Annotated in this window: 12 protein-coding genes, 1 rRNA gene and 1 riboswitch; of the genes, 12 read left to right on the top strand and 1 reads right to left on the bottom strand. The window is 47.7% G+C overall.

Features of this window, described 5'->3' with window-relative positions:
• Nucleotides 1–103: 103 nt before the first annotated feature.
• The gene (locus tag BMW94_RS13645) at nt 104–1,414 is read left to right on the top strand and encodes an MFS transporter (protein WP_090999125.1); all 1,311 of its coding nucleotides are present in this window, start codon (nt 104–106) and stop codon (nt 1,412–1,414) included.
• Nucleotides 1,415–1,468: 54 nt separating this feature from the next.
• Here the strand turns inward: BMW94_RS13645 and BMW94_RS13640 are convergent, their stop codons facing one another.
• A complete protein-coding gene (locus BMW94_RS13640; protein WP_090999123.1) occupies nt 1,469–2,113 on the bottom strand; it encodes a DedA family protein in 645 nt (214 codons plus the stop codon).
• Between the two features lie 245 nt (nt 2,114–2,358).
• Between BMW94_RS13640 and BMW94_RS13635 the strand changes: the two genes are divergently transcribed.
• The 11 genes from BMW94_RS13635 to BMW94_RS13590 all read left to right on the top strand — a co-directional run.
• The gene (locus tag BMW94_RS13635; protein WP_090999121.1) at nt 2,359–3,627 is read left to right on the top strand and encodes a polysaccharide deacetylase family protein; all 1,269 of its coding nucleotides are present in this window, start codon (nt 2,359–2,361) and stop codon (nt 3,625–3,627) included.
• Between the two features lie 103 nt (nt 3,628–3,730).
• Nucleotides 3,731–4,720 carry an AAA family ATPase gene (locus BMW94_RS13630; RefSeq protein WP_090999119.1) on the top strand — a complete coding sequence of 330 codons (990 nt, stop codon included), beginning with the start codon at nt 3,731–3,733 and terminating at the stop codon, nt 4,718–4,720.
• Nucleotides 4,717–6,084 (top strand): DUF58 domain-containing protein, encoded by a 1,368-nt coding sequence (locus BMW94_RS13625; RefSeq protein ID WP_175480687.1) that lies wholly within the window; start codon nt 4,717–4,719, stop codon nt 6,082–6,084. Before BMW94_RS13630 ends, BMW94_RS13625 begins: the two co-directional genes overlap by 4 nt.
• Nucleotides 6,071–8,434: a transglutaminase TgpA family protein gene (locus BMW94_RS13620; RefSeq protein ID WP_090999115.1), complete on the top strand. Its 2,364-nt coding sequence runs from the start codon at nt 6,071–6,073 to the stop codon at nt 8,432–8,434. The genes BMW94_RS13625 and BMW94_RS13620 overlap by 14 nt, the downstream gene beginning before the upstream one ends.
• 315 nt (nt 8,435–8,749) lie before the next feature.
• Nucleotides 8,750–10,288: a glutamine-hydrolyzing GMP synthase gene (guaA, locus tag BMW94_RS13615; protein ID WP_090999113.1), complete on the top strand. Its 1,539-nt coding sequence runs from the start codon at nt 8,750–8,752 to the stop codon at nt 10,286–10,288.
• Nucleotides 10,289–10,465: 177 nt separating this feature from the next.
• Nucleotides 10,466–11,008: a leucine-rich repeat domain-containing protein gene (locus BMW94_RS13610; RefSeq protein WP_090999111.1), complete on the top strand. Its 543-nt coding sequence runs from the start codon at nt 10,466–10,468 to the stop codon at nt 11,006–11,008.
• 20 nt (nt 11,009–11,028) lie between these two features.
• Nucleotides 11,029–11,205 (top strand): hypothetical protein, encoded by a 177-nt coding sequence (locus BMW94_RS30495; RefSeq protein ID WP_175480686.1) that lies wholly within the window; start codon nt 11,029–11,031, stop codon nt 11,203–11,205.
• A 96-nt stretch (nt 11,206–11,301) separates the two neighbouring features.
• Nucleotides 11,302–11,553: a hypothetical protein gene (locus tag BMW94_RS13605; protein WP_090999109.1), complete on the top strand. Its 252-nt coding sequence runs from the start codon at nt 11,302–11,304 to the stop codon at nt 11,551–11,553.
• A gap of 398 nt (nt 11,554–11,951) precedes the next feature.
• Nucleotides 11,952–12,052, top strand: a riboswitch (purine riboswitch).
• Nucleotides 12,053–12,231: 179 nt separating this feature from the next.
• A complete protein-coding gene (locus tag BMW94_RS13600; protein WP_064642315.1) occupies nt 12,232–13,608 on the top strand; it encodes an NCS2 family permease in 1,377 nt (458 codons plus the stop codon).
• A gap of 233 nt (nt 13,609–13,841) precedes the next feature.
• Nucleotides 13,842–14,072: a hypothetical protein gene (locus tag BMW94_RS13595; protein WP_217648185.1), complete on the top strand. Its 231-nt coding sequence runs from the start codon at nt 13,842–13,844 to the stop codon at nt 14,070–14,072.
• 568 nt (nt 14,073–14,640) lie between these two features.
• Nucleotides 14,641–14,939, top strand: a 16S ribosomal RNA gene (locus BMW94_RS13590); the annotation flags it as partial.

Genomic DNA, 14,939 nt, shown 5'->3' with positions numbered 1-14,939 from the left:
TATTGAATATCCCACAAAATAAAAAAAAGATCATTGTCATTCCTTTTATATTAGAATATTATCTAATTAGATTTATATCTAATATTAGAGAAGAGGATTTGTCATGTTGTTTAGTTCTTCCATTCTGATTCTGCTACAAAAAGAATCGGAGTACCGCAAGTTCTTTGTCGCGGGATTAGTGAACGGCATAGGTGACCGTTTTTGCCAGGTAGCCATGCTTTCGTTAATTCTCAGCACAACAGGATCAGGGGTTGCCGTAGGACTAGCCCTTGGTCTTCGTGTACTACCATTCCTGTTGCTTGCCCCGGCAGGTGGTATGTTAACCATGCGCTTCTCACGGCGAAAGATTATGCTGCTTACCAATCTGATCAGGGTGCCTCTTGCTCTGAGCTATTTACTCATAAACAGTGCAGATGATTTGTGGATTCTATATACAGCGAGTACTTTACTAGCCTGCGCTGAGGCTCTCTATGCGCCGGTCCGCAAATCAGGCATACCAGTGCTTGTTCAGCCGGAACATTTGCTCCAAATTAACGGACTTGAACAGGTCATGAACGGTACGGTGCTGATCGTAGGTGCCTTTCTTGGAGGGATCACCTCATCATTGATGGGGCCGCAGGCTGCGTTTATTACCAATGCACTGTGTTTTCTGATGGCTGCTGTTTTGATTCGAAAAGTCTCGTTTCCATCGGGAGTAGGTACTGAATCAAATGGGAGATCGCTTGAAAATGTGGAGAGCTCAGCCGTTTCAGCTTCTGGTAATCCTTCAGTGTTTACTCGCGCTAATGGTGCAGTTTATGTTCCTTCGGTAATATGGAGGCTGGTTCGATCCTCTGTAGCATTACAGATCATCATCCTGTTCGAGTTATGGGTACCAGTCATCAACGGGATCGACAATGTATTGATCAGCGTATATGCAATTGAAGTGTTTGCCCTTGGGGATTGGGGTGTAGGTCTGTTCTATGCGGCGCTTGGGACGGGACTGGTATTAAGCAACTGGTGCTCTCGTTATTTTCAGCATTGGCTGCTTCCAGGAATAGTAATATGTCTGCTCGTGGAAGGGGGATTGCTTATGCTGCTTAGTATGGCGACTCTGCCAGTGATCGCAGTGCTGATCTATATTCTGTTGGCCCTTATGTCAGGGGTAGGAAATGCTTGTCTGGATACACTTCTAATGCGTGAAACACCTGAGAAATATCGAGGGCTCATCTATGGTTTGGTAACGGCTTGTAGTAGCAGCATGCTGGGGTTGTCCATGTTTGGCGCGGGTTTGTTATTGGAAGTAGTGGAACCACGGAAACTTGGTTTCGCAGGTGGTTTGGGTTTTGCGGGTATTGCTGTTTTGCTTACAACCTATGGATGGCTAAGGGCGCGTGAGGCTTTTAGGATTAGACGTACCAGCAAAAGAACATGAAAAAAAGGAGCCACAATATGCAGCTCCTTACTATGATATGTGAGTAATTATCGTTTATTTTTGTCTTTGCCGAATCGCGGCAGGCTTGCGTAACGATCGGGCTGCCCACGCTTTTCGATATCGGTACAGGACGGCTGCAATTAACAGTAGTCCAATACCCGCCACGATATAAGGTGCATATTGATGAGCAAGCTGGAACACTGCGTTCCATTGAGGTCCAAATATTTTACCGATGCCCAGGAACAGCATGACCCAGAACAGTGCGCCTGAATAGGCATAGAGAGCGAATTTGCGAAAGGGAACAGCGGCTATACCCGCGAAATATCCGGTGAAATGTCTCACTCCCGGAATGAAATAACCGATGAAAATCAGGGCATTGCCGTACTTGGCAAACCACTTTTGCGTTTTATCCAGCTTGTCCTGTTTCATCAGAAACCATTTGCCATATCGTGTAATGAACGGCAGACCTGCTTTGGCCCCTATAAAATAAGTAATCGTCATGCCGATCGTTGTTCCCAGAAAAGCAAGGATGGCCAGTATTCCGAAGTCCAGATGTCCCTTGTAGGACAGAAACCCTGCATAGGCCATCGTCGTTTCTCCCGGGAAGGGAAGGGCGATGAATTCCAGCAATAAGCCAAAAAACAAAACGCTGTATCCGTAGGATCCAAACAGATGCTGGACCTTCTCAAGCAATTCCAATAGACTTCACTCTCCTGCAGACAGGGTGGGAGGAGATACGTACTCTCCAAGGCGTTTTGTTCACGATCCTACCTGTCCATTATGCTACCTAATCCGAAGCGAAGAATCAATCACGAGCCATCCCAAATTGTGAAAAATTATAAAACAAAATCGCGTCTTTTTTCAGCGCTTCCTCCATATAATTCTAACAAATCTGCTGAAGTCTATCAGCAAATTCACTAGAGACGTTGGAGGTTGATTCGTACATGGTAACACCAATACATACATTTTTATCTGGAAAATGGTCTGTGCTTATCCTTCGCATTGTGATACTGCTGTGTGTATTTGCTGCATATGCAGGCACAACTCACGCATCTTCTATATCGGGCTCTAATGCGCCGGCCTCCAAAAATGAGAATCTCCAAAACAAGGTAGTCTATTTGAGTTTTGACGATGGACCGGGTAAGCATACCCGTGAAGTATTGGATATTTTGCGCAAGGAGCAGGTTTTGGCTACATTTTTTGTGCTTGGTGAGCAGGCAGAACGTTATCCTGAGATGATCCGTGCGGTTGTGGAAGATGGACATGCTTTGGGCAATCATACGTTTAATCATAATTATGAACAGCTGTACAGTGATTTCAAAGTGTTCTGGAAGCAGATCAAACAGACAGAAGCAATAGTCGAGCGAATTACCGGATTTCGGCCGAATCTGGTCCGGGCACCGGGCGGTACCTACGGACATTTTGACCAGAGTTATTTTGATCTGCTGAAATTGGGCGGGTACACCGTCATGGACTGGAACGTAGATAGTGGTGATTCCAAACGGAAGGGTGTTCCGGCCAAAGAAATCTTACGCAATGCGACCAAGGCGCCTGCCGGGGCAAGTTCGGTCATTGTACTGATGCATGATGGAGGCGCTCATGCCGAGACGGTAAAAGCACTATCTGGCATTATCAAGTATTACCGCGATCAGGGTTTTCGTTTTGACACGATGAAGGCCTCGGATGAGCCTGTTCAATTCCGAATTGAGTCCAATGGTAAAACCAAGTCTCGCAAAGCCCCGGGTAAGGAATGGGTCGCAGAAAATGTACAGGAGAACAGCAACCTGTGGTTGGCTGGCAAGGAACTGAAGGTGGAAATTGGCTTGGCAGCAGCCACATTGAAGCAAGGGGAGTTTCGCGTGGAAGATCAGCGGATCATGGTGCCTTTGCGGACCTTTATGAAAAAGTTCGGTGGCAGCGCTCGCTGGAATGCAGAGACCCGGACAGCTACAGCCATATGGAAAGACCGAACCATCCATGCAGACAGCATCAGTGGAGAACTGACAACGAAACGTGCAGACCAGATGAATGACAGGACGACAGAGGGAGTCGTGCAGAGCCAGGGAGGAACGATCTGGGTTCCGCTGCGTGAATTGATCGAGCATATGGGAGTAACCGTTGATTCATTAAAGTCGAATGAAAAGGAATGGGTGGTTAAAGCCAGCATTCCTCTGGCAGCAGCGAACAGCATGTATTTGGATAAATTGATTTGAATAAAGTCGTTCGTGCAGGACTATTCTCTCTACTTCCGGGCAACACTGAATCATAGATTAGTATGGTTCAGGAATGCCGATGGATGGAAGGAGATCAGGAGAAATGTCTTATATCCGAATGGAACATGAACATGCCGTAGAATTGCTGAATAGAGTGATGAAGCGAGTTGAAAGTGTGATCATTGGCAAAAAACAAGAGATTCGTTATGTGTTAACTGCAATGCTGAGTGGAGGTCATGTACTTCTGGAAGATGTACCGGGTACAGGAAAAACGATGCTGGTTCGCGCCGTCGCTTCTGCACTGGATTGCTCCATGGGACGAATTCAGTTCACGTCGGACGTGATGCCGGCAGATGTGACGGGCACATCGATGTATCATCCACATACGGGAGAATTCAAGTTTCGGCCAGGACCCGTCATGTCCAATATTGTTCTGGCGGATGAAATCAATCGCGCTTCCCCCCGTACCCAATCGGCACTTCTGGAAGCGATGGAGGAACGACGCATTACGGTGGATGGCACAACCTATGCTTTGCCGCGCCCATTCTTTTTACTGGCGACGCAGAATCCGTTGCAGTTTGAGGGCACCTATCGTCTGCCTGAAGCGCAGTTGGATCGTTTTCTCATGAAGATTGGACTGGGGTACCCTGATCCGGAGCAGGAAGTCGAACTGTTAACCCGGATGCAAAGCAGAGAACTGCTTGATGAGCTTCGCCCTGTCATGCTTGCTGAAGAAGTTGTAGCCATGCAGCGTGAAGTAAAACATGTACATGTGGATCCTGTTGTCAAACAGTATCTGGTTGCTGTAGCCGTTGCCTCAAGAAGTCACCCATCGGTAAGACTGGGAATCAGCCCGCGCGGAACATTGGCCTGGATGGCTGCTGCACAATCGTTTGCTTACCTCCAAGGACGCAGTTATGTCATTCCCGATGATGTAAAAGAGATGGCTATACCGGTCCTTTCCCATCGCGTTCAATTGAAAGCCCCGAACAGAGCCGAAATATGGGCACAGGCGCAATTGATTCAGGAAGCTCTGTCATCGGTTCCTGTACCTGTACAGATGGCGGCACAGGGAAGGGGACGCCGTCAATGACTGCGCTCGGTCAACGGATGTTGGGTGCTGTCCTGGTCCTGGCGTTTGCCTCTTTGTATGTATGGCATGGCGGCAAAGCCGCGCTATTTCTGTCCATTATGGCCGCCTTGATGCTCGCAAGCTCACTGATTATCCATGCTTTCGGTCCGCGCAATATTAACATTCGGCGGCAAATGCATGCGAATCGGATTGTGGCAGGCGAAAGAACGAGGGTTGCAGTGGAATTGACATTCGACTGCCGGATTCCTCTGTTGTGGATCATTCTGTGTGAGAATACACCTGCTGGCGTACATCGTAAATTACTATTTCCGGGAACACGTCGCCAGTTTACGTATCAATATGAATTATCGGGTTTGCGCAGAGGTGTATACAGATGGGAATCAGGCAGAGTGTACTGGGGTGATGTTTTCGGATGGAATACGGCCTCCGCAGAGACAGTGAATCATACCCCGTTAATTGTTGTTCCTCAAGCAGTGGACTGGGGAGAGAATGATCACGGAGAGAACTCGGCAATGGGTGAAGATGCACTGTCTGAGCGAAGAAGCAGTCAGGGAAATCGCAGTCCTGAGTTCCGGGAATATCAGCAAGGAGACCCCCTTGGGCGCGTTCATTGGAAAAGCACAGCCAAGACGGGTAAGCTTCAGACTTTTTTGCCTGAAACCTCCGATTCTGTCTCGCTGGGCATACTGGTGTATGAAGGTGCATCCGGTTATGAAGTGCGGCAGTCAGAGAAGAGGGATATACCTGCTTTTGAACGTGCGGTCCGTGCTGCTGCCCGTTGGATTCAGACTGCTGAACGTGACAACATTCCTTATCATCTGTGGACGGAAGGCGGTGGGTCAGGATCTGCTCATCAGGAGAAATGGCAGCAAGAACTCCTGCATTCTCCTGAAAACCATGCGTTAGACAAGCTGGCGCAGGCACGAATTGCCACGGCTCAAGCTGTACCTCCGTCGCTTCGCACAGAGATGTTGGATGGAATGGCGATCGGGTCACGAATTGTGGTTCTCACCGGTAAAATGGACGACGCTTTGGTGGACTGGGTACTGTGTGCAATGGGGTTGGGTTACAGGGTAGAGGTTCAGTTAACGGAGTTCATGGCTGGAGAAGACCCATCGCCTATATCGCGAGCGGAATCCCTCAGCAGCAATATGGCTCAGAATCGAGGAACTCAAGGTGATGTGACTTCTGATACCACTGTAGTTTCAGAAGCAGCACAGTCCATTGCAACAGATCAAACCATTCGTGACATGGGCAATGAAAGACTGGAACAGCTCAATCAACGAGGAGTGCAAATCCATTGGATCACAGACAGCTCTTTACCTTTAATGAGAAAGGTGGGGGTAACGGATGTGGGAGCATAATGGAAACCCTCAAACGAATCCCATTGTGGCTGACAGGGGGCATACCGCCAGTTTGGGATTAGAGTCTGTGCATTCTATATATAAAGCGGAAACCAGAACATCTGGAGTAGATTTGAAGAGTCATGGCCAAAGTTCGGAGCCTCTCCTTTACAGAATCGGTCTTTCTGCCATTTTGCTAATCTTGTCCCTGGAGTGGATATATCCGGTTACGTCAACGGGTCAGCAGGGCAGCGAACGATTCTTGTCCGTGATGGCAGGATTAACGGGTGCCTTGCTGCTCGCGGGGTTGCTTCGTACTGGCTGGATTACGGGAATACTGATTAGGCTCTTCATTGCTCTAGCCGCATTATGTTGCATGTATGGAGGTAATGACCCTGTCGGTTGGGCAGCTACATATCCGGCCACTCTTTCTGAGGATATGGGCAGTTTCATGATTACCTGGCGCGTTCACTCGATTAGTGTGGAGACAAGAGGTCTGCTCATGATGTGTGGTTGGAGCATGCTGATGGCTTCTGTACAATCGCTTGTACTGCTGCGACGAAGTGTGATGCTGTTTGGCAGTGCAACATTGGTCTATTTACTGCTGCTTGAATCCTTTGCCGGGTTGGATGTATATGCTTCGGTGATACGTTCTGTGCTGTGGATTCTACTCATTCAGGCCATGTTACAGCTGCTTCACCTTAATAGCGGGGTCACGACCCCGATCTTTAAACAAAGCCCTTATGGCCGTTGGTGTACGGTAACGCTTGCGGTGTCGGCAGGTATGGTACTTTTCTCAGCGATCCCTGGGCAGCTTGCTTCCATTCCTCCACCGGAACGTATATCCCTTGAGCAGATGGGTGAGCGATTGGCCCGCTGGGCAGGCTACACACAGCACGGAAGTATTCCTGCCACAACCGCCGTCACAGGATATAGTACAGCGGATGCACCCATGGGCGCACCTTTGGTGCAGGGAGACACGATCTTTTTCACGGCGAAAAGTCCGGAAGCTACGTATTGGCGGGGCGAGACCCGTTCATATTATAACGGAAGCACCTGGAGTGATCCTGTGCAGAGCTTTGAGACGGCAAGTCCATCCGGTTTGGTGCGTGCCGATGGCTGGGAGTACCCGACCTATTGGCAACGTATTCGTCAAACGGTGACGATGAAGCGAGAGTGGAGAGGACCCAATCCCCTTTTTACAGGTGGAATGCCGCTCAATCTGTCGTTTCAGGATAAGAACAGGGATAATCAGAAGAATAAACGTTTACTGCTATCAAATGAAGATTCCGCCACATTATGGCTCGCGGCTACCTATGACAATCAAACTGTCAAAAGTTATACGGCAGATGTCATGATCCCTGTAGCAACACCTGAGCAATTACGCCTTCTGGGGAAGAAGTCCAACATGAAAGATCCGGCGGCAATTCGCAGAACGTATCTGCAGCTCCCCACTACGCTTCCCGGACGTGTGCAGGCGCTTGCCAAGGAAATCATTCAGGGAAGTGAGACCCGTTATGATGCCGTGCAAGCTGTAAAGTCGTACCTTGCGGACCACGCCGAATATACACTGGATACCCGTATGCCACCGCGCGGAACGGATTTTGTGGACGATTTTCTATTCGTTACACGGGAGGGGTATTGCAATCATTTCTCAACAGCTATGATTGTGCTGCTGCGTGCAGAGGGTATTCCGGCACGCTGGGTTAAGGGATTCGGGCCCGGGGAAGCGGATGCGGACGTCTCCGGGCAATACATTGTGACCCAAGGAGATGCACACTCCTGGGTAGAAGTGTATTTTCCAGGTGCGGGCTGGATGCCGTTTGAGGCTACGCCGGGCTTCACCATGACGCAGGGTGAAGGCCAAGATGCCGCTGCGCTCAGCGGGCAGCAGCCCGTTGCCGTAACCCCGCCGCAGACGGACGGCGGGGTGGCTCACGCGGGCGCATGGCTGCTCGCCCGCGCACGGGCCATTGCCGCGCACCCATGGCTCGCGGCAGCCCTTGCGGCAGCGGCGTTGCTGTGCGCCGCCGGGGCCATCCGCATGCGGCGGCTTCGCCCCGCGCTGCGGCTAAGGCTGCTGCTGGCGTGGCCGCGCAGCAGCTTTCCGGACCGCGAGCGGCTGCTCAGCGCCGCAGCTCCGGTCTGGACCGCGCTCGCGCGCCGCTACGGCCCGCGGCCGCCGGGAATGACGCTGCGTGAATATGCAGCGTCACCCGCCGTGGCCGCAGGCGCGGACGGCGCGGACATCGCGCGGTTCGCAGCCGACTGGGAACGGCTGCTGTACGGGCCGGACCGTCCGCTGCGCGCGGACAGTCTGGACTTCCTGCGCCGGGCACTTCAACTGGCCCGGCGCATGCAGGCGCTGTAACAGGAAGTACAGCGCAGCGCCAAACATAGGACGCCTTTCTCGCCCCTAAAGCGAATGAGGCGTCTTTCCGCGATCATACACCGTGAGCTTTATGCGGAAGATCTCTTTTATGATGAAAATAGTGCATTAATCATTTTCTTATATTTCCGATCGGAAATATATAGAATGGAGGCAAGAATATTCGACTAAATATTGTAATCTCAGGCGTTGAATATGCCATGTTTTGAGATGTCGAAAAAAGGAGTTTCGCCTTTCCTTGACGGTATGTTTTGTCGTTGCGTATAATTAGTTTCATTAATTGAGGGAGGCTCGGTAATGAATAAGCAAAATGAAATAGTGGTTGTCCTTGACTTTGGGGGCCAATACAACCAATTAATCGCCAGAAGAATCCGGGATCTGGGCGTATACAGCGAGCTTTTGCCGTATAACACACCGGCGGAGAAAATCGCAGAAATGTCACCAAAAGGAATTGTGTTCTCGGGCGGACCATCTAGCGTTTACGCAGAAAATGCACCACACGTAGATCCGGCCGTTTATGATCTGGGAGTGCCAATCTTCGGAATTTGTTACGGCATGCAGCTTATGGCGCAACAGCTTGATGGTAAAGTGGAGCGTTCTGAGAAGCGTGAGTACGGTAAAGCGGATATTGAGTTTGCACCAGGTGCTGCTCTCGCACAAGGTATCGAAGGTGAACATACGGTATGGATGAGTCATGGTGACCATGTGGTTGCTCTTCCTGCTGGATTCAAACTGGATGCAGGCACGGAAAGTGCGCCAATCGCAGCAATGAGTAACGATGAGCGCAAATTGTATGCTGTTCAGTTCCATCCAGAAGTACGCCACTCTGTTCGCGGTAATGAAATGATCAAAAACTTCCTGTACGAAATCTGTGGTTGCGAAGGCAACTGGAGCATGGAGACGTTTATCGAAGATACGATCAAGGATATTCGTGAAAAAGTGGGCGATGGTAAAGTATTGTGCGCACTTAGCGGCGGTGTAGATTCTTCTGTTGTTGCTGCATTGCTTCACAAAGCCATCGGTGACCAACTGACATGTATGTTTATCGACCATGGTCTGCTGCGCAAAGGCGAAGCGGAGAGCGTAATGGAGACGTTCGTCGGCAAATTCGACATGAAAGTTGTCAAAATTGATGCACAAGAGCGTTTCCTGTCCAAACTGGCAGGCGTGGATGATCCGGAACAAAAACGTAAAATCATCGGTAACGAGTTTATTTACGTATTTGACGAAGAGTCCAAGCAGTTTGATGATTTTGAATTCCTGGCGCAAGGAACACTATACACGGATATCGTGGAAAGTGGCACAGCGACAGCTCAAACCATCAAATCCCACCACAATGTGGGCGGGTTGCCTGAGGACATGAACTTCAAGCTGATCGAACCACTGAGTGCCTTGTTCAAAGACGAAGTGCGTAAAGTCGGCGAAGAGTGTGGTTTGCCAGAAGCAATTGTATGGCGTCAGCCATTCCCAGGTCCGGGTCTTGCTATCCGTGTACTGGGCGAAGTAACGGAGGACAAGCTCAAAATCGTTCGTGATTCGGACTACATCCTGCGCGAGGAGATTGCCAAAGCCGGTCTTGACCGCGAGATCTGGCAATACTTCACAGCCCTGCCTAACATGAAGAGTGTTGGGGTTATGGGTGATGCGCGTACGTATTCCTACACTGTAGGTATCCGTGCCGTAACGTCCATCGATGGTATGACAGCTGACTGGGCACGTATTCCTTGGGACGTATTGGAGAAAATTTCCGTGCGGATCGTTAATGAAGTGGATAACGTAAACCGTATCGTGTATGACGTAACTTCCAAACCACCAGCAACGATTGAGTGGGAATAGAAGTTATCTATACAGATTTAATAACAAGAGATCGGAGTTTCCGTCAAAGGAGCTTCGGTCTCTTTTTTCTTTTCATTTTGTGTTTGCACCAGACGTTATTTATACTGTGGTTTACGATAATCAATGGCCGTCCAATAGTTATGAAGAATAACACTCTGTAAGGAGGAACTACGGCAAATGATGCAAAGAATCGAACTCAACCCCGGGTGGACTCGGGAAGAGGTTGCTGCACTTACGGCTAATTCTGAGCTAAAGATTGTCCAATACAGCGAGCACAATATCCCCGGTGTGGATTTGATGCAGATATTGAATGAGGAGCTGTTTGCCAACAGACCCGATGTTACTTTTCGTATATATGGCTTTCATTCGCAATCTGGCGACTTGTCTGTTCTAAAATATATGAACCATGTAGAACTCGAAACGATCAGAACATTGTCTTCACTCCGGTCCCTCTATGTTTCGGGAATGCCATTAAAGGAATTGGGATACTTAAAAGATTTAACGGGTTTGCGCGAACTTCATCTCAGTTTTGGTGGAGCAGAGAATCTGGATAGCCTTGCGGGAATGGAATCCTTACAATTATTGAAGCTCCTAAGAGTGAAAGGTTTATCGGACCTATCCGTATTGCCTGAACTGAAAAATCTGACTGAATTACAGCGTGTTTTCCTGAACAATGTGAATGTGGAGAGTACGATTGGGCAAAGACTTCCAAAAGCCTGAAAGAGCTCGCTCTTCTGCAAATGAAACATATTACCGCCGCAGATATCGAATCCCTGATTCATCATAAATCATTGGAAAGAATGATTGTTCATATGAAAAGTGCCAAACAGCAAAAAGTGGCGAAGCAGGCGATAATGGCAGCAGGCATGTGGGATGAGAGCGGATGGTGGTATAACGATGAGTCTCTGAATATTTAATTTCTTTTTTAAGTTAGTTTCATATTATTTTCATGTCGGGCTTGTACACTAAGTACAGAATACGGCTATATGGCAACTGAAAGGAGAATTGAATGTATGCGTAAAACCGACAATATGAGCAAATGGAAGATGGGCATTGGAAGTGCGTTTCTGATGGTGATGCTGGCAGGATGCGGCTCGGGTATGCAGGACTTGGCTCTTGGTGCGGGGGAATCTTCATTTGTGAATTTAGAGGCAGCAGATTCATCTTCCGATCAAGCCCAGAATCAGGAATTGTCTGAGGGATCGACCGATAATACAGGTCAGGAACAACAGCAGGCTCATGACGCGCAGCAGACAGAGATTTAGCATATATGGCATAGGACCTACCATGTAAAAAAATGAATTAGTGACCGTGGCAGCTTGCTCTCTATACCTAAGCTTTTTGAATATCCAAATACATGATTCTTCTCACATAACCACCTTCTCGGTAATGGTAACCCATAAAGCTATCGCAATCAAAGTGTGCGTGCCACCTTTGATTGCGGTAGCTTTTTTATTTTTTGCAGAAGAGGGAAACACCCTTTGCCAGGATCGACATATACACGAAAAACTCGCCGGAAACCTCAGTTTAATTTGGGTTGTAAACCGCTGAACTGGTTCATTTTGTTAAATAATACGAACGATTTATATGATGAGTGATAATAATATTCGTTTTTCTCATTGACAAACTAGAGGTAACCCTCCTAAAATAGTGATTGGAAACACACAAATAGCGCATATTACTTCGTATAATCCCGGGGATTTGGCCTGGGAGTCTCTACGAGATCACCCTAATGATCTGGCTACGAAGAGGAGAAGGCTGAGCACATGAATTCTACATGATTGCGTCGGGCATGACATCACGCACATTAGAATTTTTTTTGTTCTCCCTCATTGGCACCGTGCCACTCCTCATCAGTTAAAACCCTGGGTGATGCATTCATCTCAGGGGTATTTGTCGTTTTTCAAAAGGCTTCAACATCTCTAAGGGGGAATTATTTAATTATGGATCGTTTCTTTAAATTAAAAGAAAACGGAACGAACGTTAGAACGGAGATCGTTGCGGGTCTTACTACCTTTATGACAATGGCGTACATTCTTTTCGTAAACACGTTGTTCTTGGGATCGGCCGGAGCCGGTATGTCGGACAATGCAGTATTTTTTGCAACAGCTGTAGGTGCTGGTTTGATGACCATCATTATGGGATTGTTCGTTAACATTCCGATCGCTCTTGCACCAGGTATGGGTTTGAACGCTTACTTCATGACCGTGGTTCTGAGTTCCAACGGTGCGATTTCCTGGCAGGCAGCTCTCGGAGCCGTATTTATCTCGGGTATCGTGTTTATTATTTTGACAGTGACCAAAATCCGTCAAATGCTGCTCGTTGCAGTTCCAGACTCATTAAAAATGGCAATCACAGTGGGTATTGGTCTCTTTATTACCATTGTAGGTTTCAAACTGGCTAATCTGGTCGCTGTAACGGTCAATGTTGCACCTGATGCAGATCTGAGCCAACCGATTCCGGGCAGCAGTTTTAATCTGTCTTTGGGTAATTTTATCACGCATCATGATGCATTACTCGCACTGATTGGACTGCTCATTATTGCTGTACTGATGGTTATGCGCGTCAAAGGTGCACTGCTAATCGGTATCATTGCCACAACGTTGATTGGTATCCCAATGGGCGTTACGAATCTCAGCGGATTGTCTGGTGCAAGCTGGTTGCCTAACTTCAGTGATCTGGCGGTTGGACAACTGGACTTGAAAGGTGCCATTAGCCTTGGGTTGTTTGAAATCATCTTCATCTTCACCTTTGTAGAGCTGTTTGACACATTCGGAACAATGGTGGGTACAGCAACAAGAATGGGGATTATGAAGGATAAGAAAAAAGGCGAGAAAACAATTGGTAAAGCAATGCTCGTTGATGCAGTGGGTGTAAGTGCAGGGGCTGCACTGGGTACAAGTACAATTACCGCTTTTGTTGAAAGTGCCTCTGGCGTCGAAGCTGGTGGACGTACAGGTCTGACCTCTGTAACGACAGGTATTCTGTTCATCCTGGCTTTGTTTATTGCTCCACTGGCATTGGTTGTTCCGTCCGCTGCAACAGCTCCGGCGTTGATCATCGTGGGTGTCTTGATGATGAATCAGGTTCGCAGCATTGAGTGGGATGACTTCCTGCAAGCTTTCCCGGCGTTTCTTACCATCGTATTGATGCCTTTCACTGGAGGAATTGCAAACGGGATTTCCGCAGGGATTGTCTCCTATGTAATCCTGGCGGTATTCAGTAACCTGGTTACGGATCGCAAAGTGAAGATACACTGGCTTATGTGGATATTAGCTATCATTGTTATATGCCGGTATGTATTTATCGGTGGAGAATAAAAGTTTGACTGAATGAATTGGATCAGATACTTATGATGTATTTATTATTGTGCAAATGAAAAGAAGCGGAAGCCTTGGTACATTAACGGGGCTTTCGCTTTTTTCTTTCTTCTATATATGTAGCATGAACTTTGACTTTCTTCTATATAAAGGAGGAACATACATGAGTTATGATTTGATGATATTTGACCCAGCCAAGGCTCCAGTTGATAAAGCGTCGTTTAAGAGATGGTATGATGAGCAGACAAAGTGGTCGAAAGTGGTCGGAGATCCATTCCTATTCAGGCATTTCCTTCTATGAATGTGGATTAACAGAATACTCACTTGGAAAAGAAATGATTTATGCTGCATTTGCGTGGTCTGTTGCGGAAGACGCCTATAAAATGATGCATGAGTTGGCTAGGCAACATAACGTTGGTTTCTTTGATGTAAACGGCTCTGATGGTAAGATCATCAGGCTCTAATGTGTATACTAAAATAGCAAACTTGAAAAACAGCAAGACAAGAATTAAATAGCAGCTGGATATAGCCAGTTTGAAAGACACTCTACTATATATAATAGAAACTAGTGTAATGTGAGAGAGTCGCTATTCTTCCGAGTTTGAAAAGATAGTTGCTGCTGCGGGATGAGTATCGTATAAAGTATAATAGAAGTAGAGAACCGCTCATAAATTAATTGAAAATAAAGCTTGCATTCGAAATCTGTACATGGTATATTCTAATTCCGGCCAAGAAAACATGAGAAACACGGTGCGGCAAGCGAATGACATAAGCTTCGAAAGAAACTTAAAAAAAGAGCTTGCAAAGTTGGTTCGGACGTGATAAGATATAAGAGTTGCTGAAGAGAACGACGACGGCAACGAAAATAAGTTTGATCTTTGAAAACTGAACAACGAGTGAGTAACGATCTTGCTTGCAAGATCGACGCTGAGAAATCGGTACACGTCTTCGGACTGTATGATTTCAAAGCAAAATAAATGAGATTTTTAATCTCGTCAGTTTCAAAATGAGCTTATCGCTCTTTTCAATACTTTATTGGAGAGTTTGATCCTGGCTCAGGACGAACGCTGGCGGCATGCCTAATACATGCAAGTCGAGCGAACTTAAAGAGAAGCTTGCTTCTCTGATGGTTAGCGGCGGACGGGTGAGTAACACGTAGGCAACCTGCCCTCAAGCTTGGGACAACTACCGGAAACGGTAGCTAATACCGAATAGTTGTTTTCTTCGCCTGAAGAAAACTGGAAAGACGGAGCAATCTGTCACTTGGGGATGGGCCTGCGGCGCATTAGCTAGTTGGTGGGGTAACGGCTCACCAAGGCGACGATGCGTAG

This window comes from Paenibacillus sp. OK003 (assembly GCF_900109515.1).
GTDB lineage: Bacteria > Bacillota > Bacilli > Paenibacillales > Paenibacillaceae > Paenibacillus > Paenibacillus marchantiae.
The sequence above is the reverse complement of the archived record's forward strand: the minus strand, read 5'-3'. Positions and strand labels throughout refer to the sequence as shown.

What these genes read in the sequence shown, in the direction of transcription:
- BMW94_RS13635 (WP_090999121.1), top strand. Translation starts at nt 2,359, where the DNA reads ATGGTAACACCAATACATACATTTTTATCTGGAAAATGGTCTGTGCTT.
- BMW94_RS13610 (WP_090999111.1), top strand. Translation starts at nt 10,466, where the DNA reads ATGATGCAAAGAATCGAACTCAACCCCGGGTGGACTCGGGAAGAGGTT.
- BMW94_RS13630 (WP_090999119.1), top strand. Translation starts at nt 3,731, where the DNA reads ATGTCTTATATCCGAATGGAACATGAACATGCCGTAGAATTGCTGAAT.
- BMW94_RS13620 (WP_090999115.1), top strand. Translation starts at nt 6,071, where the DNA reads ATGTGGGAGCATAATGGAAACCCTCAAACGAATCCCATTGTGGCTGAC.
- BMW94_RS13600 (WP_064642315.1), top strand. Translation starts at nt 12,232, where the DNA reads ATGGATCGTTTCTTTAAATTAAAAGAAAACGGAACGAACGTTAGAACG.
- BMW94_RS13625 (WP_175480687.1), top strand. Translation starts at nt 4,717, where the DNA reads ATGACTGCGCTCGGTCAACGGATGTTGGGTGCTGTCCTGGTCCTGGCG.
- guaA (WP_090999113.1), top strand. Translation starts at nt 8,750, where the DNA reads ATGAATAAGCAAAATGAAATAGTGGTTGTCCTTGACTTTGGGGGCCAA.
- BMW94_RS13645 (WP_090999125.1), top strand. Translation starts at nt 104, where the DNA reads ATGTTGTTTAGTTCTTCCATTCTGATTCTGCTACAAAAAGAATCGGAG.
- BMW94_RS13605 (WP_090999109.1), top strand. Translation starts at nt 11,302, where the DNA reads ATGCGTAAAACCGACAATATGAGCAAATGGAAGATGGGCATTGGAAGT.
- BMW94_RS30495 (WP_175480686.1), top strand. Translation starts at nt 11,029, where the DNA reads ATGAAACATATTACCGCCGCAGATATCGAATCCCTGATTCATCATAAA.
- BMW94_RS13595 (WP_217648185.1), top strand. Translation starts at nt 13,842, where the DNA reads ATGATGAGCAGACAAAGTGGTCGAAAGTGGTCGGAGATCCATTCCTAT.